The sequence below is a fragment of the Paenibacillus sp. ACRRX genome (genome assembly GCF_022346885.1).
Lineage (GTDB): Bacteria > Bacillota > Bacilli > Paenibacillales > Paenibacillaceae > Paenibacillus_B.
The window spans coordinates 19162-42212 of sequence record NZ_JAKRNK010000006.1; the positions used below are offsets into that span (position 1 = coordinate 19162).

Annotated in this window: 20 protein-coding genes; 18 read left to right on the forward strand and 2 right to left on the reverse strand. The window is 43.7% G+C overall.

Annotated features, from left to right (window positions below; all coding sequences use genetic code 11):
• Positions 1-83: 83 nt before the first annotated feature.
• Together MH117_RS17630 and MH117_RS17635 are read left to right on the forward strand one after the other, a co-directional pair.
• Entirely contained in the window at positions 84-1865 is a 1782-nt protein-coding gene (locus MH117_RS17630; RefSeq protein WP_239330742.1) for an ABC transporter ATP-binding protein, read from the forward strand.
• A complete protein-coding gene (locus MH117_RS17635; protein ID WP_239330744.1) occupies positions 1862-3604 on the forward strand; it encodes an ABC transporter ATP-binding protein in 1743 nt (580 codons plus the stop codon). The genes MH117_RS17630 and MH117_RS17635 overlap by 4 nt, the downstream gene beginning before the upstream one ends.
• 205 nt (positions 3605-3809) lie before the next feature.
• Here the strand turns inward: MH117_RS17635 and MH117_RS17640 are convergent, their stop codons facing one another.
• Positions 3810-4484 carry a VOC family protein gene (locus MH117_RS17640; protein ID WP_239330747.1) on the reverse strand — a complete coding sequence of 225 codons (675 nt, stop codon included), beginning with the start codon at positions 4482-4484 and terminating at the stop codon, positions 3810-3812.
• A 338-nt stretch (positions 4485-4822) separates the two neighbouring features.
• On the opposite strand from MH117_RS17640, the gene MH117_RS17645 reads away from it, so the two are divergent.
• The 4 genes from MH117_RS17645 to MH117_RS17660 all read left to right on the forward strand — a co-directional run bounded on the left by MH117_RS17645 (position 4823) and on the right by MH117_RS17660 (position 9777).
• A complete protein-coding gene (locus MH117_RS17645) occupies positions 4823-5383 on the forward strand; it encodes a glycerol-3-phosphate responsive antiterminator (protein WP_239330750.1) in 561 nt (186 codons plus the stop codon).
• Between the two features lie 182 nt (positions 5384-5565).
• A complete protein-coding gene (locus MH117_RS17650; RefSeq protein WP_239330751.1) occupies positions 5566-6378 on the forward strand; it encodes an MIP/aquaporin family protein in 813 nt (270 codons plus the stop codon).
• Positions 6379-6463: 85 nt separating this feature from the next.
• Positions 6464-7954, forward strand: coding sequence for a glycerol kinase GlpK (gene glpK, locus MH117_RS17655; RefSeq protein WP_239330752.1), 1491 nt, complete (start codon positions 6464-6466; stop codon positions 7952-7954).
• A 149-nt stretch (positions 7955-8103) separates the two neighbouring features.
• The gene (locus MH117_RS17660) at positions 8104-9777 is read left to right on the forward strand and encodes a glycerol-3-phosphate dehydrogenase/oxidase (protein ID WP_239330753.1); all 1674 of its coding nucleotides are present in this window, start codon (positions 8104-8106) and stop codon (positions 9775-9777) included.
• 113 nt (positions 9778-9890) lie between these two features.
• On the opposite strand, the gene MH117_RS17665 is transcribed toward MH117_RS17660, so the two are convergent.
• Positions 9891-10847, reverse strand: coding sequence for a DMT family transporter (locus MH117_RS17665; RefSeq protein WP_239330755.1), 957 nt, complete (start codon positions 10845-10847; stop codon positions 9891-9893).
• Positions 10848-10969: 122 nt separating this feature from the next.
• On the opposite strand from MH117_RS17665, the gene MH117_RS17670 reads away from it, so the two are divergent.
• The 12 genes from MH117_RS17670 (at position 10970) to MH117_RS17725 (ending at position 22992) form a co-directional block, all read left to right on the forward strand.
• On the forward strand, positions 10970-11836 hold the full coding sequence (locus tag MH117_RS17670) for a LysR family transcriptional regulator (protein WP_239330757.1): 867 nt from the start codon (positions 10970-10972) through the stop codon (positions 11834-11836).
• 469 nt (positions 11837-12305) lie between these two features.
• Positions 12306-13355 carry an ABC transporter substrate-binding protein gene (locus MH117_RS17675; protein ID WP_239330759.1) on the forward strand — a complete coding sequence of 350 codons (1050 nt, stop codon included), beginning with the start codon at positions 12306-12308 and terminating at the stop codon, positions 13353-13355.
• Positions 13356-13414: 59 nt separating this feature from the next.
• Positions 13415-14473, forward strand: coding sequence for a FecCD family ABC transporter permease (locus MH117_RS17680; protein WP_239331338.1), 1059 nt, complete (start codon positions 13415-13417; stop codon positions 14471-14473).
• 1 nt (position 14474) lies between these two features.
• Positions 14475-15239, forward strand: coding sequence for an ABC transporter ATP-binding protein (locus MH117_RS17685; protein ID WP_239330761.1), 765 nt, complete (start codon positions 14475-14477; stop codon positions 15237-15239).
• Between the two features lie 149 nt (positions 15240-15388).
• The gene (locus tag MH117_RS17690) at positions 15389-17005 is read left to right on the forward strand and encodes a helix-turn-helix domain-containing protein (RefSeq protein WP_239330763.1); all 1617 of its coding nucleotides are present in this window, start codon (positions 15389-15391) and stop codon (positions 17003-17005) included.
• A gap of 103 nt (positions 17006-17108) precedes the next feature.
• Positions 17109-18149 carry an ABC transporter substrate-binding protein gene (locus MH117_RS17695; RefSeq protein ID WP_239330765.1) on the forward strand — a complete coding sequence of 347 codons (1041 nt, stop codon included), beginning with the start codon at positions 17109-17111 and terminating at the stop codon, positions 18147-18149.
• A gap of 294 nt (positions 18150-18443) precedes the next feature.
• A complete protein-coding gene (locus MH117_RS17700; protein WP_239330768.1) occupies positions 18444-19286 on the forward strand; it encodes a transporter substrate-binding domain-containing protein in 843 nt (280 codons plus the stop codon).
• Between the two features lie 54 nt (positions 19287-19340).
• The gene (locus tag MH117_RS17705) at positions 19341-20129 is read left to right on the forward strand and encodes an amino acid ABC transporter permease (protein ID WP_239330771.1); all 789 of its coding nucleotides are present in this window, start codon (positions 19341-19343) and stop codon (positions 20127-20129) included.
• Positions 20126-20836 carry an amino acid ABC transporter permease gene (locus MH117_RS17710; protein WP_239330774.1) on the forward strand — a complete coding sequence of 237 codons (711 nt, stop codon included), beginning with the start codon at positions 20126-20128 and terminating at the stop codon, positions 20834-20836. Before MH117_RS17705 ends, MH117_RS17710 begins: the two co-directional genes overlap by 4 nt.
• A 53-nt stretch (positions 20837-20889) precedes the next feature.
• Entirely contained in the window at positions 20890-21897 is a 1008-nt protein-coding gene (locus MH117_RS17715; RefSeq protein WP_239330777.1) for an LLM class flavin-dependent oxidoreductase, read from the forward strand.
• 18 nt (positions 21898-21915) lie between these two features.
• Positions 21916-22410, forward strand: a complete 495-nt coding sequence (locus MH117_RS17720) for a DinB family protein (protein ID WP_239330780.1) — start codon at positions 21916-21918, stop codon at positions 22408-22410.
• 33 nt (positions 22411-22443) lie between these two features.
• Positions 22444-22992, forward strand: a complete 549-nt coding sequence (locus tag MH117_RS17725) for a GNAT family N-acetyltransferase (RefSeq protein ID WP_239331340.1) — start codon at positions 22444-22446, stop codon at positions 22990-22992.
• Positions 22993-23051 lie beyond the last annotated feature (59 nt).

Consider the following 23051-nt stretch of genomic DNA (forward strand, 5'->3'; position numbering starts at 1 on the left):
GACATAAGTGACATAAAAAACGGTCGGTTTGTGAGTATTCATCCACGACTATGGTTTGTAAAAGGGGAGACAATGGAGTGGTCATGCAAAAACAAAAAGGCATGTTGACCCTATGGAAATCAGCCATGTGGTTGATGTCGTTCGTTAAGTCACACAAAGGCTGGATGATTGCCGGTATTATTGCAGCTATAGCTGCAGCGGTGATCGAGATATGGACAGGAAATTTAATACAGCAGCTCACGACAAACGCAGAACATGGTGAAGGGCAGCTAGTTGTAAACACGGTATATATGGTGCTCATTGTGATTGCAGTAGGTGTGCCAGCAAAATATGTTATGGTCTATGGTGTCGAAAAGGGCGGAGCGCGTGCAATGCGGGATCTTCGCAACCATACGATGCATCATATTGGGAAGCTGCCGATTCATTATCTAGAAAAGCAGCATTCTGGCGACATGGTGTCACGAATTACAAATGACGTCCAACTGATTAACCAGTTTATGATTCGTGATTTGCCGCAGTGGTTTTACCATCCGCTTTTGTTTATTGGCTGCTTTAGTTATTTATTATGGATTAGATGGGAACTGGTGCTGCTTAGTTTGCTGCTCGTACCTATCTCTTTGTTTGTTGCACAGTGGATAGGCAAGCAGCTGCAACAACTTACAGAAGAAGCTCAAGCCAGCACAGGACAAATGAATGTCATTCTCCAGGACACACTCGGGGGGATGGCGCTCGTCAAAAGCTACCTGCTGCAAGGATTGCTTTTTCGTTCTTATCAAACCCTCCTTCAGCTCACCTTGCAAAAACGCTTGGCAGTAAGCAAACGAGAAGCGATTGTTACCCCAATTTTGTTTACTTTAATGATTAGTCCTGTCGTATTTGCGGTGTTATATGGAAGCTATTTAATCTCTAAAGGGTTGTTCAGTACGGGAGAACTCATCGCTTTTCTGTATCTGCTTAATTTGTGTCTGGAGCCGCTTCAAAATATTCCCACACTGATTACCCATACATTTGAGATGAGTGGAGCATTAAAACGAGTATATGAGATCGTAAAGCAGCCAGTCGAACGGCAGGAGGGCAGTGTCATCAAAGTTTCAGACGCACCCCCAATTGCGTTTGAACAAGTCAGCTTTGCTTATGAAAAGGGTACACCTCTGCTGCAGGACCTAAGCTTTACGATTGATCATGGGAAAACCGTGGCATTAGTCGGTGCGAGTGGTGGTGGGAAAAGCACGATCATTAAATTAATTTGCGGCTTCTATCCATTAGCATCGGATAGAGGGACGATTCGAGTATTTGGCGAGTCGCTTCATGACTGCAATCCAGAGGACCTTCGTTCTCATTTGTCAGTCGTCACCCAAGATTCCTATTTGTTCAGCGGAACGATTTCGGACAACATTTGGTATGGTCATCCGCATGCAACGCTAAATGATATCATAGCGGCTGCCAAGTTAGCCAATGCACATTCCTTTATTATGGAATTGGCGGAGGGGTACCAGACTGACGTGGGAGAAAGAGGAGGATTGTTGTCAGGCGGACAACGTCAGCGGGTTGCTATTGCTCGTGCCATTCTAAAGGATGCGCCTATCTTGCTGTTGGATGAGCCTACATCGGCACTAGACACGGAGACGGAAATGTTGGTTCAAGAAGCACTTAATGTCCTTATGAAGAACCGGACAACCATTGTAATTGCTCACCGCTTGTCTACAATTCAGCATGCGGATGAAATATGGGTTATGGAAAATGGGAGTATCGCGGAAGCGGGCAGTCATGCTCAATTGCTAGAGAAGGGCGGAGCGTACGCACGGCTGTATCACCAGCAGTTTATAGTGACACCGACTGAAGGAAAGGAGGCGGTCAGCATATGAAAGCTCCCGAGTTGATAGCATACGCAAAAGAAGTCAATAGCATGATGAACTTCATGAGCAGAAAGCGCAAGCTTCAATATTATGTCGGTATGCTGACGAGCGGCGCTGCCAATACCTTGTTTATTTTATCTTTTAGCCTTGTGGTGCAAAGCTTGGTTAACTACGCAGAGTCGAAGGATATTTCCCTTATGTATCAAGCTTTATACATTTTGGGAGGCTCGATTTTGCTGCTTAATATCCTCTCTCCGCCATTTACGTATTTGTTCCATCGAAGTGTTGAGCTTACACTCGTGAACATCCGTGAACGTATGTATCAGAAGTTATGCAGGCTGAAAGCTTCTTTTTTAGAACGAACGCATAACGGTGAGTTCCTTTCCCGCATGAATAATGATGTGTCTACCTTGGAAACCACTTACTGCGGAATCTTGTTTGCTATGCTGCTGGAAATCATGATTAGCCTCGGCTCAATTGTGATGATGTTTGTGGTTCATTGGCAATTTGCATGTGTATCGCTGCTTATATTGCTTGTGTCCTTTTACATTAGCACTCGTTTTGTTAATGCGGTGCGTGCGATGTATGATCGTTCCTTGCAAATAACAGCCAAGTTAACGGAAAAATTTACGGACTTTCTAGCGGGTATCCAACTGGTAAAGCTGTTCCGAATACGGCCCATTTATACGCAATACGAAACATTAAATGAGGAAGCCACACAAATTGCCCAACAAATTGCCCACAAAAAGGGGATGCTGGCGGCTGTCAATCATTTTGTGAGCTACATTACATTTTGTGGGATTATTGTGATTGGAAGTTTATTATATGCGTATGGAATGATTAGTATGGGGGCTGTAGCTGCCTTAGCCGTGCTGCAAATTCATTTGACGCATTCTTTTATGAATTTTGGAACTACATTATCTCTTGTTCAAAATTCTTTAGCAGGGGCACAGCGGATCGAAGAAATGCTAGCGGAAGAGGAAGAGCCGCGGAGAATTGGGAACGATGCTAGTACGTCTGTGACGGGAGCAACGGTGGAACTAAATGAGGTCGAGTTTGCCTATCAGGCGGAAACACCCGTAATTTGCAACGTTTCCATGCAGGTACAGCCTGGACAAGTAGCGGCCATCGTTGGCAGCAGCGGCAGTGGAAAGAGTACATTAATTAAGCTGCTGCTTGGTTTTTATCCGATTGACCGGGGAGATATTCGTATCCAGGGCAAACCATTTGGTCAATATACGTTAGCGGAAATTCGTCAGTTGATTGCTTATGTCCCTCAAGAAGCGTTCTTATTTACGGGTACGATCGAGGACAATATTCGTTACGGTAACCCACAAGCTTCGCATGAAGAGGTAGTGTCAGCAGCCCAAGCCGCTTATGCTCATCACTTTATCGAGGAACTGCCTGATAAGTATCAGACACATGTGGGGGAACGAGGTGCATCCTTGTCTGGGGGACAACGGCAGCGAATCGCAATTGCCAGGGCGCTGCTCAAAAATGCACCAATTCTGCTGCTTGATGAAGCCACTTCGGCGCTTGACGCAGAATCCGAGCATTGGGTGCAGAAAGCACTGCAGCAGTTGATGGAGGGGCGTACAACGATTCTGATTGCCCATCGGCTGTCTACCGTTGAGAATGCAGATATCATATTTGTAATGAAAGAAGGAGTGATCGTTGAGCAGGGGGATCACCGAAGTCTGCTCCAAGAAGGGAATTATTATGCCAGTTTACAGGGACAGGCCGGCTGATGGCGGTTGCTGCCAGTAAGTGCGAACTTCAATCGACATGCAACAGAATTGTTAATATGGTGATCACATTTTGATATGTAACTGTCCAAAAAGGAAGCCCCTGAAGTCTAGACAGAGGGGCTTCTTCCTTTCTTTAGACAACATATCTGTCGTATTAACAAACGCCTCAACGCTTAACAGCGCCGAAAAAAGACAAGATAAAACCTCATGATTCAGATGAAATCTGATAAGGCAGGTCCTGTAGTTCGAGGTTCTGCTCGGATCCACCTTCTAATATGACCTTTGTGAGACACACACGCGGCATTCTGCCATCTGGGAACCATGGTCGTGTAATATCGATAACGATTAACAATCCTTCGGCGTCTCCAACTCCCGCAAATTGTTTCCCATCGCCACGCCACATTTTCTGGGACAACACATCACATATCTGCGGCAACTCATCCTCTACTGAAAGTAATGGGAGCCCAATCTCACTTATACAGAGGATGCTATCGTGTCCAAAAGCAGTTTTTGAAAAATGAGTAAGTGAATGATGTGCAATCAATTCAACTAGGTTGCTCTGTGGATCGTAAAAATAAGTTGCCGTTGCATTCCAGTCCTCGAAAAAGAACTGATTTTGATTATCTTTTGAGAACAACTTAATTCCTTTCGCTTGCAGCCAATGTCCTGCTTCATCTAATTGATTGCTAGGAACCATAAAGGCAAAATGATAGTAATTTTGACTGTCGGTAGACCGCTGGAACGTCAGCTTCGATGCCCCAGCTCGAAGAGAGAATGAATCTATTGTCTCATCCTCAATCGGAAATTGCAGCAGTTCACTATAAAATTGTTTCATTTCGCGATAAAGATGCGTTTGCAGCACGATTTCTTTAATACGCATGTCATTTTCCTTCCTCTCATGGACTTCTATCATTGTCGAGCCCTTTGGCCGCATGTAAGTCATAAGTCTATAGAATTAGGTACAGCAACAGTGTAATAAACAATCGCTACTTAATCAACATAAATGTTTATAAAGTAACTAACGTATAAGCATGTCAATCGGCTATTCTTCTTCATACCAAAAGATGTATAGTTCATAAGCATCACAAAAGGTTGTAAACAATACTTGCATATCTTATCAATCCTAATTATTATTTGAAGATGTGATTAATCCAATCTCCGGATGAATGGAATATACCCATCATATATCATAAACATCTCCAAAAAGGGGTTCAACCAATGGATTTTTACCAGCAACGAATACTGCCTGCCTCACGTCAAATGAAAGATCTAGAGAAAGCGGTTGCCTCCTCCTTCGAGTATCTGGTCTTGCTTGATATGCACGTCGCTCAACTAAAACATGCATGTCAGATGGTACACCGCGCTAATAAAAAGTTATTTCTGCATATTGACTTGATCCAAGGCCTCCAGAATGACGCATACGCTACTGAATACCTCTGTCAGGAATATCGTCCGTACGGGATCTTATCAACGAAAGCAAGCGTGATTCAGAAAGCAAAGCAAAAAGGTGTGGTTGCTGTGCAGCGTATATTTTTGATTGACAACAGTGCACTGGAAAAGAGCTTTAAGCTGCTGCAGAACACACAGCCGGATGTCATTGAAGTATTGCCGGGTGGAATGCCAAATGTCATTCGAAAAGTGAAGCAGAGTACGAATCTGCCGATCCTTGCGGGAGGCTTTATCTCGACGAGTGAAGATGTAGAGCAGGCTTTACAGGCTGGAGCAGAAGCGGTCACCACTTCAAACAAGCAATTGTGGACATTGTATGAAAAAAAGTGATTGACAACGCTTACAATTTAAAATAAAATTTGAGCTAAGTTAATAAACGTTACGGAGACTTGGAGATCTACTTTCAAACGCGCTGTTAGCTCAACATTGAGCTACTGCGTGTAATTGATAGTAGGTCTTTTTGTGTTCTTAACGCCTAACCGCATCTATAATTGACAACAGGAGGGTTTAATATGTCAGCATTTTGGGGAGAAGTGATCGGAACGATGATTCTGATCGCACTCGGTGGCGGCGTATGTGCAGGTGTTTCACTTAAGAAATCTTATGCAGCTAATTCAGGATGGATCGTCATCACGATGGGATGGGGCTTGGCGGTTGCAGTTGCCGCCTATGCGGTAGGAACGATCAGCGGGGCGCACTTGAATCCAGCGCTGACGTTGGGACTAGCCTTAATAGGCAATTTCCCTTGGGCAGACGTACCATCCTATATGGCGGCTCAATTGATTGGTGCCATCGCAGGCGCAGTCATCGTATACTTACATTACTTACCGCACTGGAAACTAACCGAAGATCCTGCGACGAAGTTGGGCGTATTTGCGACAGGTCCAGCTGTCTATCATCCATTCTCCAATTTGATCAGTGAGATGATTGGTACATTTATATTGGTTCTCGGCATTTTGGCGATCGGGGCTAATAAATTCACGGACGGATTAAACCCGCTTATTGTTGGGTTCCTCATTGTCAGCATCGGACTTTCACTGGGTGGTACGACTGGTTATGCGATCAATCCGGCACGTGACTTGGGGCCAAGAATTGCGCATATGATCCTTCCGATTGCAGGCAAGGGCAGTTCGAATTGGAAGTATGCTTGGATACCTGTTGTAGGACCATTGCTTGGGGGAGCGCTGGGAGGTTTATTTTACAAAACGGTATTCCTAGGTACGTCAGATTCTATGGTATGGGTTGTATTAGGGGCAACAGCAGTTATTCTTGTCCTTGCACTGCTTATTTCCTCAAAAGGGACAAGTCGTCAAGCCTCAATATAGATGAATAAAGGTCCGCGCATGAAAAATAGTGTAACGGCGTAATGATGGTGTAAATGCTGAAATCAGGATAACGGGGGAATCTCACATGGAAAAATATATTTTATCGCTTGATCAGGGCACTACAAGTTCAAGAGCCATTCTTTTTAACAAAGAAGGACAAATCGTTCACGTAGCACAGAAAGAATTTACGCAAATCTTTCCTGAGCCAGGCTGGGTAGAGCACAATGCACAAGAAATATGGGGGACGATTCTGGCTGTTATCGCGACGTGTCTGATCGAATCCAGCATCAAGCCAAGTCAGATCGCAAGTATTGGCATTACAAATCAACGCGAAACGACGGTTGTCTGGGATAAGGAGTCCGGACGCCCTGTGTACAACGCGATTGTTTGGCAGTCGAGACAAACCAAATCGATCTGTGATGAGCTGCAAGCAGCTGGGCATAGTGAGCTGTTCCGCTCCAAGACAGGATTGTTGATAGATTCATATTTCTCGGGCACAAAAGTGAAATGGATTCTGGATCATGTGCCTGGTGCAAGGGAGAAAGCAGAACGTGGTGATTTACTATTCGGCACGATCGATACTTGGCTGATCTGGAAGCTGACAGGCGGCAATGTACACGTCACAGATTATAGCAACGCTTCACGTACATTAATGTACAATATTCATGAGTTGAAATGGGACGAGGAACTATTGGAACTGCTAACAATTCCAAAACAAATGCTGCCTGAAGTGCGCTCATCTTCTGAAGTATATGGTAAAACAGCTGACTTCCATTTCTTCGGAGAAGAAATTCCGATTGCAGGCGCGGCTGGTGACCAGCAAGCCGCTTTGTTCGGTCAAGCCTGCTTCAAACAAGGAATGGCTAAGAACACATACGGTACGGGCTGCTTTATGCTTATGAATACCGGTGATACGGCCGTTCAATCTTCCCATGGCTTGTTAACGACAATAGCTTGGGGAATTGATGGCAAAGTGGAATATGCCCTGGAGGGCAGTGTATTCGTGGCCGGTTCCGCTGTACAATGGCTGCGTGATGGACTTCGTATGATTAAGGAATCTAAAGACAGCGAACTGTACGCAAGCAAGGTTGATTCGACAGATGGTGTGTATGTTGTGCCTGCTTTTGTTGGGCTTGGTACACCGTATTGGGATAGCGAAGTGAAGGGTGCTATTTTTGGCTTGACACGTGGAACATCAAAAGAGCATTTTATTCGGGCTACATTGGAATCCCTTGCTTATCAGACCAAAGATGTACTTACAGCGATGGAGGCTGACTCCTCGATTCAATTAACCAAGCTGCGTGTGGATGGCGGTGCGGTGCAGAACAATTTCCTGATGCAGTTCCAGAGCGATATGCTTGGCGTGCCGGTGGAATGCCCACAAGTATACGAGACGACAGCCCTTGGTGCGGCTTATCTTGCGGGTCTGGCAGTAGGATTCTGGAGCAGCCGTGACGAGATTGCCGCCCAGTGGAGCATTGACCGTACGTTTAAGCCTGCTATGCTAGAGGAGCAGCAAGCGGAGCTTTATGCTGGTTGGAACAAAGCAATCGAGGCGACAAAAGTATTTAAATAATGGCAATAATATGTTACAATTTTAAATAAGTTAATATTTAGATTCGGTTGGAGAGCAGAGAAACCGCAATTGCACTATAGTCTAGTACTATAGTGTTATTGCGGTTTTTCTTATTATATGCCGTATCCATGACCAGGAGGGTCCATCAGATGTTAAATACATTTTCCGCAACAGAGCGTAGATCGATTATAGAAGGAATGGGTCAGCAGCCACTTGACGTTATCGTCATTGGGGGCGGGATTACAGGTGCAGGAATTGCTTTGGACGCTACAACAAGAGGGTTGCGCACAGCATTGTTCGAGATGCAGGACTTTGCAGCTGGAACTTCAAGTCGTTCAACCAAGCTGGTGCATGGTGGGCTCCGGTATTTAAAGCAATTTGACGTGAAAACCGTAGCAGAAGTAGGAAAAGAGCGTGCAATTGTATACGAGAACGGACCACATGTGACGACTCCGGAATGGATGCTCTTGCCACTTCATCGCGGGGGAACATTTGGTAAATTCAGCACTGGTATCGGGTTGCGTGTCTATGACTTCCTAGCTGGCGTCAAACGTAGTGAGCGGAGACGGATGCTAGCGGAACAAGAAACGCTAAAACGTGAACCGCTCTTAAAACGGGATGGGCTGCTGGGCGGTGGATACTACGTAGAATATCGCACAGACGATGCCCGGCTGACGATTGAAGTCATGAAGGAAGCTGTGCATCACGGTGCGATGGCAGTGAACTATATGAAAGTAGACTCGTTTGTCTATGAAAATAGTAAAATAGTTGGTGTACGAGTCGTTGATCAATTGAATGGCCATGCGCATGAGTTTCGCGCCAAGAAAATAATAAATGCTGCAGGACCGTGGGTTGACGAACTTCGGAACAAAGATCACTCGAAGACAGGCAAGCATCTGCAATTGTCAAAAGGAGTTCATCTTGTTATTGACCAAGCCAAGTTCCCGCTCAAGCAAGCGGTATACTTTGATACACCAGACGGGCGCATGGTGTTTGCGATCCCGCGTGACGGCAAGGCTTATGTAGGGACAACTGACACGTTCTACAAAGCAGATCCCGTACAGCCGATTATGACAAAGGAAGACCGCGATTACATCATGGGTGCAATTGCGTATATGTTCCCAACAGTGAAATTAACCGTTGATGATATTGAATCGAGCTGGGCAGGGGTAAGGCCGCTAATTTATGAAGAAGGCAAGAATGCATCCGAGATTTCTCGCCGCGACGAAATTTGGCAGTCGCCTTCAGGTCTGATTACCATTGCTGGCGGAAAACTGACAGGCTATCGCAAAATGGCCGAAATGATCGTGGACTTGGTCATGCGTCTGTTAGTTCAAGATGATGGCCGTGCTTTTGTAGCAGCCAAGACTAAACAAATGCCAATCTCTGGCGGACACGTGGGCGGTTCAAGTGCGTTCCCTCGTTACATTCAAAGCAAGGTGGATGAAGGGGTTCGCCATGGACTAGATCCTGCATTAGCTAAACGATGGGTACAATCTTATGGTTCTAACGTGGATGACATTTTCAAGTTTGTGGACCGCTATCGTGATCAAACGACAGCCAGCGGACTGCCACTGGAGGTGCTCATACCACTTGTATACGCAATGAACGAGGAATTGACTATGAAGCCTGTTGATTTCTTCATCCGTCGTACCGGCGCACTGTTCTTTAACATCCAGTGGGTACATCAATGGAAGCAGCCTGTCATTGCTTTTATGGCTGCTCATCTGGATTGGACGCCTGAACAGCAAACAAAATACATGAAGGAACTTGATACTTGTCTGCATCAAGCTGTTGTTCCGCAGGTTGAAATGGCGAAGTAGTTCGAAGTTCAGCAATTTAATCATAAGTGACTGCCCAAGGAGCAGGTCCCAGTAGGATCACTACGCATAGGACTGCTCCTTGATTGTTTCAAAAGCTTGTTTGGGCTTCATCCTTATCTGCTGCTATTTCTAAGATGCTCAGGCTGCACGTTGATCGGTGCTTCAGCACCAATCTGTGCGTCACCAGGTATATTACTGTCGCTCTGTTTTGAGCCGAGCCTATTCATCTGACTGTAAACTGTACCAATAATAACGAAGAGTGCGCCGATATAATGAAAGTTGGTTATGGTTTCACCAAGAAAAATGGCAGATAACATATATCCAAAGATAGGTGTAAGAAATAAAAAATTATTTGCTCTGACAGGGTCTTCTTTCAATAAGGAGAACCAAAGCAACATCGCAATAATTGAAACAACAATTACTTGCCAGAAAAGCCCAAATCCAAAGTAGACATCGAGATGAAAGTAGTAATCAGGCTCTAATAAAAACGAAAGCGGTATAGCCATTGCACTGCCTAAAATAATCTGCCAGGTATTTACTACAATTCCGGGCAATCTCATTTGTATTTTACTAAAGTAAATGCTTCCGATCCCCATTGAAAAAACACCAATTCCCAATGTAATGAACCCGAATAACGTTCCATTAATAATGTTTATATAAGGATATAGGGCAATTCCTAGGCCTAACGCTGAGAGACACATGCCCACTAACTCATTTCTTTTGATGGTTCTGTTTAAAAAGATGGAGCAAAGGAAAGCAACAATAAACGGATTGAAGGTAAGTAATAAATTAAAAATGCTTGAATCTACATGGTCAAGGGATAAGAAACAGCATCCCACATAAATAGTCGAATTAAGTAATCCTAGAATAATTAAATTTCCCCATTCTTTCCCTTTTGGAAAAGGATACTTTCTGTTAGCGATATACACGATAGCAAATAGTATAATCCCTGCGAAAAACAATCTTGTTGAGGCGAAAAGTAGTGGACTTGAAGAGACTAAACCTATTTTTGTAGCAATTGCTGCAGTAGCCCAAATAAACGCATAAAGGATTCCGGTCGTTGTTCTCAATGTAATCACAACCTTTAGAATAAGTCTTACATCGAGTATATAAGCTTGAAATCAATTAATAAAATTGATATTTTGAATGAAAACCATCATCTTTTTAGATGGATGTGAGGGGGCGAATCTTTGTGGAAATTCGGCATTTGGTTACCCTGATTACGATCGTTGAGTTAGGCGGTTTCACCAAAGCCGCAAATCATCTTGGATATGCTCAATCAACCATTACTTCACATATAAAGGCTTTGGAAACGGAACTAGGTCGCCCTTTATTTGATCGGATAGGAAAACAGGTGATATTAACGGAAGTTGGAAAAAAACTGATGCCTCATGCCAAAAAGATGTTAGAAATTTATGACGACATTCAAGAAGTAACTTCTACAGAAGGTGAAATTTCAGGTCATATCACCATTACGGTTGCAGAATACCTATTACTCTATCGTTTTCCACCCATTTTTGAAGAGTTCAAACGAACATATCCTCATGTAAGTATAGAATGGCACCACGTGGACCCATTTACATTTCGGGAAGAACTTTCAAATGGAAGTACGGATATCGTTTTTATGTTAGGAAAAAAAGTGAAGGATTCGAATATCTATTGTGAAACAATAGTAGAAGAGCAAATGATGTTTTTATACCCCAATGATTTCAACTTGAACAATCAATTGGATTTGAAAAAGTGCAGTTTACTTGTTACCAAAAAAGGGTGCAGCTATCGTACCCTTTTGGAGCAGTTTGTAGAAAAATCCAATATAGGAATTCAAAGCAGGATTGAGTTTTGGAGTATCGAGTCAGTAAAACAATCAATTATGAGTGGCCTAGGAGTCTCGATATTGCCTCGAATAACTGTGGAGAAAGAGTTGTGTGAACATAAGTTAGTAGGAGAAAAGTATGAAGAAACGCTTTCTACATTTATGTTGTATCCCAAAAACAAGTGGTTATCGCCGGCAGTAACAGCGTTTATTCGTATCGTCAGAAAAAACGCACAATTTTGGTGATAGGGGCAAAGCGTAATACCGGGCAGCCTGTCGTTTGAACGTTTTGTGGAATTGTTACCAGCATTGAAAGTAAGATACTACTCCTTTCCAGTTCACCATCGTTGTCGATACTCGCAGTCATCTGTTTCGGAGTAGCTTATGGTATGGCGTTAATACTGAATCGTCATAAGTTAATCCTGTTGGCTTCTTTTATTTTGCTTTTGGTTATGATTGGGACTTATTTTTTGTTACCTCAGTTCAGTATAGCCTTTTGAATGATGGTTCTATTGATTAAAAAAGAACAAACCAAATCAAAATAAGTAATAAAGTACTCCTTTAGACATGCTGTTATGTCTGGGGAGTTTTTTTGTTGGACTCCTTTAACAGGGAAAGAAAATACCTTAGCAGGTAGCATGGAAGCACAATATAAATGATAATGATTATCAGTTAATTCGATGCACACAAATTGATGATTGGTGAGGGGTTTATGATGAGAACACGTAAGAGGAGTCAGATATTCGGTGGTGTTGTCATAGCAGTTCTATTCAGCACTGCTTGTGGAAATACAACACACAATGATGCGATTTTGGAAGTAACAAATGAAGCAGCTCAAGCTAATAAGAGCGTGAAACAAGAGACGATGAACAAACATTATCCTGTTACACTATCCATCTACTCGGATGAAGGCAAAGAAATGAAGCAAACAATAGAGACGGAGCCGAAACGAGTAGTCGTCGTAGGGTCCGCGATGGCTGAATTAATGATTGCATTCGGACTTGAAGATAAAGTAGTTGGTCTTGGTTACTTGGATCAGTCTTTTTCTAAATATGAAGATCAAATTAGCCAGCTGCCGATTCTTTCAGATCTATGGCCATCCAAGGAGTCGGTAATTGATTTGCAACCTGACATCATCTATGCGATGTCCTCAGCTTTTAAAGAGGATCGCTTAGGTGAAATCTCATTTTGGAACGAGCGAGGAATTTCTGTCATAACGGCTTCAAATTTTACTATCGGACGGAGTATCGAGCACTATATGGACGACATCCGAAATTTTGGAGTAGCTTTTGACGTAGAAGGAAAGACAGAGGCCTTTATAAAGGAGCAAACTGCGAGAATAACCAAAGTGAAACAAACTTCCAAATCAGTTCAAAATAGGCCTAATGTATTGTTGATCGCAAGTGCAGGACGTGAAAATTTTGATTATTACCCACCTTCCTGGAGTGTAATTGATGAAATGATCGAAGGCTCTGGAGGTAAATACGTGGAGTTGTCAGACGGATATATGGAAATGTCAATTGAGGCAATTATTGCTGCTAATCCGGAGAAAATAGTGTTAACTCAATTTCAAGATCCTAATAATGAGACAATTAAGACGAAGCTGCTCTCCAATGACAGGCTGCAAAACGTTGAAGCCATCAAAAAGGGAAATGTCATGGTCGTAGACTATACCAATGCCATTCGTGGAAGTCTTCAGCTTGCAGATCTGTATGAGGACGTGGCTGCCTTTATCCATCCTGAACAATATGGAGGGCAGTCATGATGTTATCGGTAAAGAAGATAACGATGGATAAGACTGCTTTAACAAATTTTGATGCTGCAATGCAGAAACGCACGTTTTTTATATGGATAATGCTCCTATTAATTGCTGCCGTTATTTGTTCTGTTGGACTTGCCTTGTCGATTGGGCAGGTATCGGTATCTTTCGGAGATGCGCTGCGTATTGTGACGCTGCGATCGACAGGGATATCGCTCGGTGATATGGAGGAGCTTGCTTCTGGTACAACCATGGATATTATTTGGAACATACGATTACCACGCGTATTATTAGCGATGATTGTTGGGACGGGTTTGGCTTTGTGCGGAGCGGTTATGCAGGCTGCTGTACAAAATCCGCTTGCCGATCCCTATATATTGGGAATCTCGTCTGGGGCCTCTTTAGGTGCAACATTTTCTATTATCCTTGGCTTTGGTGCGGCAGGAATTTTCGGGAATTTAGGTGTAGCATTCTGGGCCTTTTTGGGTGCTTTCGGCGCGTCTGTGCTCGTGCTTGTTTTGGCTAATGTGGGTAGTAAGATGTCTTCCGTCAAGCTAGTGCTTGCAGGAATGGTCATTCATGCATTATGCAGCGCCTTTTCCAATTTTATCGTTTATTTTGCTAAAGATGCGGAGGGCATCCGGTCGATAACGTTTTGGACAATGGGCAGTCTGGCTTCGGCAAAATGGGATCAACTGCCATTGATTGCCGTCATAGTAGGAGCTGCAGCGCTCTTTTTTATATTTCAGGCGAGAATATTAAATACAATGCTAATGGGAGATGAAGCTGCCATAACGTTAGGTATACATCTTAATACTTATCGCAGGTTATATATGATGCTAGCCTCGCTCTTGACAGGAATTCTGGTTGCCACCTGCGGCATTATTGGTTTTGTTGGGTTAATTGTTCCTCATATCGTCCGCAGTATGGTAGGTTCAGATCATAAACGACTGTTGCCTGTTACGATTCTTGTCAGTGCCATTTTTTTAATATGGACAGATGTATTGGCCCGATCGATCATTCCAAATGGGGAACTTCCGATTGGTATTGTCACTGCGCTTCTTGGTGCTCCAATGTTTATGTACATGTTAATTAAAAGGAGTTACGGATTTGGAGGGAAATAGATTGGAATTAAAAGTAGAGCATCTCGTTGTGGCGCTGTCTGGAACAGACATCGTTAAAAATATTTCACTCCATGTAGACAACGGACAGTTTGTGGGTATTATCGGACCGAACGGCTGCGGAAAGTCGACCTTACTAAAAAGTATATACAAAGTGCTTAAACCGAGAAAAGGTACTGTCTTTTTGGATCAGAGAAACGTCATCACATCTAATCCCAAATATATCGCTCAACAAATGGCTGTTGTCGGGCAATTTAATGACATGAACTTTGAGTTCACAGTTTTTGAGATGGTCATGATGGGCAGAACACCTCACAAGCATCTAATGGAAGCTGATCGTCAAGAAGACTATGCCCTCGTATATGCGGCGCTGGAGAAGGTAGATTTACTTGCTTACGCGGATAGAAGCTACTTAACACTTTCGGGAGGGGAGCGACAACGTGTTCTATTGGCGCGTGCCATTGCACAGCAGCCTCAGTTTCTAGTCTTGGATGAACCAACCAATCATCTGGATATTAAGTATCAACTGCACATGTTCTCAATTGTAAAATCGTTGCAAATAGCCACGTTAGCAGCTTTGCATGATCTGTCACTTGCTGCTATGTACTGCGATATTATTATTGTGGTTAAAGAAGGTGAAATCGTAGCAAGCGGCAGGCCAGATGAGGTGTTAACTAAGGAGCTAATCTATAGCGTCTATGATGTTGAATGTGAGATCTATCCAAATCCTGTAGACGGCAGATTGGCCATTGCCTACATCTCGACCTAGACATTAATTTTCACAAGATAGAGCCCGTGCTTTTGCTATTAATGTGTGAATATCATCACTATTCATGAATTCTACTATCGTTAGTATTGATAATGATTATCATATATAATGAAATAGGATTTATGGAGTATAGCATATACGGAGGATCTATGAATACGACTACCTATGAACTGCAAGATGTACGAATGTTGGCGGAGCCTGGTACACAAAGTCCTGCCGCATTGATTCTGTCCTATCCAGCTGTTATTGTGCCGACTGAAGCCATCGTATTACGTACAGCAAGCAGCATGTATAAGGTGAATGAGGGGCAGTGTATTGTGTTGCGGCATGCGGAAGAATGTATGAGCATGATAACAGCAAACAGGACTGAATTCGCACCTGTTTACGCCGTTATTTTCCAAAGTTATGTACTGAGTGAGCGTACGGACACCTGTCTGCTTTATCGTATTAGCCATGAGAATATACCCGCACACGGGGCTGTTATGGAGTTTTCAAGGCATTCGTTTGCTTTGCTGATGAGCCTGATGGCACAGCTTCGGCGGGCATCTTGGTCACGGAATGCCTCTAGACTAGATTTAATGCTGGATGAGCTGCTGAGCAGTGTCTTTAGGAGCAAAGCAGGCGAGTTCACCTTTATGTCCCATAATGATGCGATCAAAGACGCGGTTATATATGTGAATCAACATTTTGACACTTCGATCAGCCGTTCTTTTATGGCACAGATGACAGGGTTTAACCAAAGTTATTTTTCGTCCCTTTTCCATAAGGAGACAGGGTGGAGCTTCGCCGAATATTTGACTCGGATCCGTATTGAAGAGGCGAAGCGAAGATTATTAAGTACAAGCGACAATTTGAACGATATCGCTTATAAGACCGGGTTTGCCGATGGTTCTTATTTAGGAAAAGCATTTCGAAAAGTAGTCGGCTTGACACCTAGCGCTTTTCGTCAAAGGAGGGGAACTACACGTATTATCGGTATGCAGTTTCTCGGGGCACTGCTTGCAGTAGGCATTAAGCCACTTGCAACCACAGCTGAGGTGCTCCGTTCATCTTTACTCCTGCTTGAAGATCTGGAAGGGATTGTTGAGATAGATGAGCTTCACATTGCTGAGCAGTTAAAGCCTTTAGCACCAGACTTCATATTAATTCCTTCCTATTATTATCAGTATCCGGATTTGCTTAAGGCCTTGGAGAGGGTCGCACCAGTCGTTACGCTTGAGTGGGGGAAGATGGACAAGCTGGATGAGGTGAGAGTGATAGGCAGCCTCTTCGGGCGTACAATGGAAGCTGAACGATGGATTACTAGACTCCAACAAAAAGCCCTAGCAGCCAGGCAGGCCATACGACAGTGTATCGGTGCTCATGAAACGGTAGCGCTATATGAACAGTGGCATGATCAGCGCTGGCTTATTCCTTATGATTCGGTGCGGTCTGCGTTTAATCTTTATCAATTGCTTGAGCTTACGCCGCCGCTACGTGTTCAGGAAGAAGTGCTCGACCAGGCCAAGCATCTTTTTATACAGGAGCAGGATTTGATGAACTATGCAGCAGACCATATGTTTTTTATCGTCCCTTGCGCAAATACCGAAGCTTTTGAAGGGAAAATGATTTCACACGGCGTATGGCTGCAACTTCGAAACGAACATCAGTGCCATTTCTATGTACTACAGTTGGAGGAGTTCTGGATGGATGAAGGCGTATCATTGGAAAAACAGATGGATGTATTGGTAAATTTGTTAACATCAGGCCAGTGGATCCAACAATAATCCCTATTGGAAAACCAACCTCTGTACATCGACGGCACATGAATAGCATGTGTATAATAAGGGTTATCGTCGCGAATGATAATCATTATTAATGGAGGTTGTTATGGTTAAATCCGATACATATATTCTCAAATCTTTTGTTGTGATACTTTTTGTGTTGATGTTGACGGCTTGTGGCGGGGGAAGTACTGACACTGCTGCGCCTAATAAAGCCACATCAGCCGCAGAGAGCGGTGGCAAACAAGTCTCTCAACAGGAGCAAGAGTCTTCCGATTCAAAGACTAGCAACACGGATTCTGTTCAAACCAAAACGATACAAACTGCCACAGGGCAGCTTGAGATACCTGTTAATCCAAAGAGGATCGTAATGGATGGATATTTGCCCAATATGCTCATCCTGGGCATTAAGCCGGTTGGGGCTATGCAGTGGGATCTAGATAACAAAGTCATTAAGGATCAAATTGCCGGCATTGAAAGCGTAGGCGAGCGCTCACTTGAGAAGATGCTGGATTTGGACCCTGATTTGATTGTGACTTGGCTCGATCCGAAGTATGATGGAAAGATTATTGAACAATACAACAAGATCGCGCCAACCATTGTACTGCCTTACAACTATTTCAGCAGTATCTACGAAAGTACTCGTTATTTTGGGGACATATTCGACAAGCAAAAAGAAGCGGAGCAATGGTTGACGGAATTCGATCAGGATTCAGCAGAAGCACGTACGAAGATTAACAAAGTTGTGAAGCCAAAGGATACGTTTGCTTTGATGGGCGTTTTTGTGGTGGATAGTGCGTTCTACATTTATGGAGATGGCGGCTATCGTGGTGGAGAGGCAATTTATCAACATTTGAAGCTCAATCCACCGCCAAAGCAGAAACAAGAGATGATTGGCAAACAATCCTCGAAAAAAGTATCCTTCGAAGTTGTTCATGAGTATGCAGGTGATTACATTTTCCTTGACCAAGGCAAAATGATAGCAGAGGTGTGGGGAAGCAACGAGGGAGTATGGAAATCACTTGATGCCGTAAAAAACAATCGAGTATTTGACCTCGATCCCGACTTGTTCTGGGGTAATGATCCCATTTCTTTGAAACTACAAATTAAAGAATTGGCCAAAATGATTACAGAGCGGGCAAAGTAACACACGCTAACACAAGAAAACAGCATTATGTAAACTATGATTAAAGTCGCGTACTCCGCGGCTTTTTTTGTTTTTTCACTGCTAGGTCTGTTATACAAATGAAATCAAAACTCGATCACGTTATACATAGAACTAGATTAACCATTGAACAATTGAATTTACGTATAGAATTTATCTATTATCGAATGCATTGACCTAGAGTATTCTCGGGTGCTAAAGTAATTCCAATCTTATTCTTAGTTTTCCTGTAGGAATTATTAGTTTATGAAATGAAATAATGGGAGGCATACGTTTATGAGAAAATTATCCGTGTTTGTAATTGCAGTTGGCTTTGTCTTTATCGTATCTGGCTGCGGGAATGATACACAGAGCACGAGCGCCAACACGAGCGGCACTGCATCCTCAATTGCATCCAATTCAGCAACCACCATCAATAAAATAATTGTGGGTACAGGGAGTGATTTTGAGCAAGTAGCTTTTATAAATGAAAAAGGTGAGCTGACAGGTTATGACGTAGAGGTGATCCGAGAGATTGATAAGCGCCTTCCACAATATGAGTTTGAGTTTCAAACGATGGATTTCTCAAACATATTGCTCAGCCTTGAAACCAAAAAAATTGATATAGCAGCGCATCTATTTGAAAAAAACCCGGAGCGAGAACAAAAATTTCTATTTAACCAAGAGCCTTACGCCTACTGGCGAAACAAAATCATCATTTCGTCAGATAACAAGGATTCTATACAGTCGCTTGATGATCTGAAAGGCAAAAAAGTGCTCATCGGTCCGACTAGTGCCCAGGCTCAAATTCTTGAGAATTATAACAAGGAGCATAACAACGCGATTCATATCGTGTACCAGCAAAACGATGCCAATGATGATGTGCTTCAGGTGACTTCAGGGCGTGTGGATGCAACTATCGGGGCAGATTTCCTTCTTCCTATTAAAGACCCGCAGGGGAAACTCAAAACAGTGGGAAATGCATTAAATGAAGGCAACATTCTCTATGTATTTCGTAAAAATGATTCTGCATCACAGGAGCTTGCCAATACCGTTGACGCCACAATTAAAGAACTTAAAGCTGACGGGACACTTAGCAAATTAAGCACGCAATGGCTTGGCCAAGACTTTTCTAAATAAACAGTAAAGCTAACTACGAACTAGATGTCCCTGCAAGGAAGGTGAGAACGAGAGATGGGCCAACATCCATTTGAAATTTCCTATGTATTTGAATACGTTGTAAAGCTGCTTCCGTCTTTGAAAGTTACGTTGGTTATTGTGTCCAGCTCGATCCTGCTCGGTCTGCTGCTAGGACTGCTCGTCGCGTTGCCTCGACTATATCGTATTCCAATCCTGCAACAGCTGTCTCAAATTTATGTATCTTTTTTTAGAGGTACACCCATTCTTATTCAGCTCTTCCTGTTCTACTATGGCATTCCAGAATTACTAAAGCTCTTTCAACTTGATGTATCCAGAATATCTGCGCTGTACTTCGTTATTTTAACTTACTCCCTGCACAGTGGAGCTTTTATCTCTGAAGTTATCCGAGGGGCCGTGAAGGCAGTGGACCGAGGACAGATTGAAGCTGCTTACGCTGTTGGAATGAATGGCTTTCAAGCTTTCAGTCGAATTGTGCAGCCACAGGCACTGGCCATTTCTGTACCCGTCTTCGCAAACGTAGTTATCGGTAATTTAAAAGACACTTCACTTGCTTTTACACTAGGAATTATGGAAATAACGGGGAAGGCGCAAACACTTGGAACGATATCACATCGATTTGTTGAGATATACATTTCGCTCGCGGTTGTCTACTTTATGATCAGTTTGGCGCTTGAGAAGTTGTTTCATCATATTGAAAAGCGGCTGCTCCGCCATGAAGCAAAAGCTGACTCTGTCAGCACAGCAGAACGCAGTAGAAATGTGTTCGTCCGTCTATTTACGGCCGTTACCGTTAAAATTCGCAAAGAGGAGGCGGGTTTATGAAGCTTGATCTCTCCTTTATTGGAACTGCTCTCATGCAATTATTATCGGCTATCCCAACTACATTGGCGATTACGGCAGTGTCGATGTTATGTGGATTGGCCATCGGCACGATTGTAGCCTTGATAAGATTGTACAAAGTTCCAGTATTGCATTATATGGCTGCATCGTATGTCACTTTTATTCGCGGCACACCTATGCTGACCCATCTTCTGCTCATCTACTTCGGGCTTCCCTTGATTGTCGATTTCTTGTCTGCCCAGTTCGGATGGTCATTCCGATCCATCTCTATCCCGATGATTGCATTTGCTTACCTTTCGTTTTCCATTACGGCAGGGGCTTATTTATCTGAAGTGGTTCGCTCTGGTCTGCTCGCCGTGAATAAGGGACAGATTGAAGCTGCCTATTCCATCGGGATGACAACTAAACAAGCGTTAAGTCGAATTGTATTCCCCCAAGCCTTTGCAATTCTATTGCCCAGCTTGTCCAACAGCACAATCAGCATGCTGCACGGGTCAACGCTTGTGTTTACCGTTTCTGTTGTAGATATTAACGCCAAGTCCCAGATAATCGCTTCATCAAACTGGAAGTTTCTTGAGTCTTATATTGCAGCTGCGATTATTTACTGGGCTTTAACCATTTTGATTGAAAGGCTGACCCTGTTCGTGGAGAAGCGTTTTCAATTATATAACGAAGGCGGCGTGACGTAGCGCAATGCGCGCAGATTCGTAAATACATCGAAAATCGATAGGAGCAGCTAACCATGACCATAAAGATCGGGATTTTAGATCAAAGTATCGTGTTCCCTGGGCAGACACCTGGAGAGGCTTTAGGCAATACGGTCAAGCTCGCACGTTTGGCTGAAACGCTTGGTTATGAACGGTTTTGGGTGTCTGAGCATCATGACTCGAGCCAATTTGCGGGTTCATCACCTGAAGTTCTCATCGCTCATCTGCTTGCTCACACGAACAGCATCAAAATTGGATCAGGAGGGGTTATGCTGCAGCATTATAGCCCTTACAAAGTGGCTGAGAACTTTAACTTGCTCGCCTCATTGGCTCCAGGACGGATCGATCTTGGAATCGGCCGTGCTCCAGGCGGTCTGCCGCGTTCTACCAAAGCACTGCAGCCTGCAGAGGATACTCGCAAACTCGAGGAGAAGCTGAACGAGCTTGAGCAATTTCTGCTTGGACCGGCAAAGGATGAGCATCCGCTCGCTGGTTTGAAGGCCACTCCACTGCCAGAACGTCCTGCTGAAATTTATATCCTTGGCACAAGTGTATCAAGTGCTGAAATAGCTGCAGAGCGCGGCCTGCCATATGTATTTGCCTTGTTTATCAATAATGATCCGGAGGCGGCGCGCGAAGCTTTTCATACATATCGGACGAAATATAATACGGCCCGAAAATCCGAGCCCAGGACGATTCTAGCTTTATCTGTCATCGCTGCTGATACAGAGGTAGAGGCTGCTAACATAGCGGGCGATTTGAAAAGTGTACGTGTTACATTAGCCAGTGGCAAGACTATAAATGTTGGATCCGTGGAGCAAGCAGAAGAATTTGCACGGCAGGCGGGTGAATCGTACACTGCTGAAGTGCGCGACGCTGACATCACTAAGGGCACAAAGGAAACGGTAAGGAAGCGGATATTGGAATTGAAGGCGCAATATGGCGTATCAGAATTTATTTTCACTACGGTAGTCAGTGATTATGAGAAGCGTGTACGTTCCTTTACTTTATTAAAGGAAGCGTTAGAGGAACTAGCTGTATAACAAAAAGGGAGGTGTAGGATGAGTCAATTAGCATTCGATATGGAGTCCTATTTAAGTACCTACGGGAAGTTAAAACAAGCCATTGAGGGCTTGACGGACGAAGAACTGACATGGAAGGCTGCGCCGCATCAATGGAGTGTGACGGAAGTACTGGCTCACTTAGTGGATCACAGTGTAATCGTTTCGTTTCGTATACGAGAAATATTATCTGGTTCAGACGTTCGATTACCCTTCTTTAGCCAAGATCCATGGGTAGCTGGACAGAAGGCAAATGATGGAGCTGCTGCAGACGCCCTCCAAGTATTTAAAGCATTACTTGAGTACCATAGCCTGCTGCTTCAACGATTGACACCAGATGACTGGTCAAAGACAGGTATCAACTGGAAAGACGAGTCGATCAGTCTTGCGACAGTCATACAAGCATTTATCACACATGTAGAGACTCATCTCGCGCAGATCGCACGGATTAAGCTCGGAAATAGTGAAGCGCGTAATTCAAGCTGCACGTTCTGATTTGACCACTAAGAAAGAAAGCAGGTGCGCACCATGCCAGATGGAGCCATTATTATTCGGGATGCGGAAGCGTCGGATTTTGAAGCGGTTAAGGCTGTTCTAATGGATGCCTACGCTCAGTACGAATGGCTGCTTTCAAAAGATCGTTGGGAGAAGTACCGGGAAGAAATTATCGACTCCGTGAGCAATAGTCAAGTAAAAGCTCGAATTATTGCTGAACTGGATGGGGTTGTCATTGGAAGCGTATTTCTGTATGACTCCTCAGAGGCGGCTTACGGATTACCTCAATTAAATATAAACACTCCAATTATGCGCTTGTTGGCAGTAGCAAGCAACGTTAGAAGGCGAGGAGTAGCCACACAATTAATCTGGGCAGGGATCAGGCGATCTCATCAATGGGGAGCAGACATGCTTCATCTTCATACATCAGAAGTAATGGGTGCAGCCGCGCAGCTTTATGAGCGTCTGGGCTTCGAGCGAGCGCATGACAAAGATATTATTAAGGGTGATGCTGTTGTTAAAAGCTATCGATTTCATGTGAAAGAAGCAACACAACTGTGGAAGGGAGCGCTGATCACCTAGAATTTTTCGATGTTAAAATAGATTTATTCTATTATACAAGCCTCATATATTCAGTTATG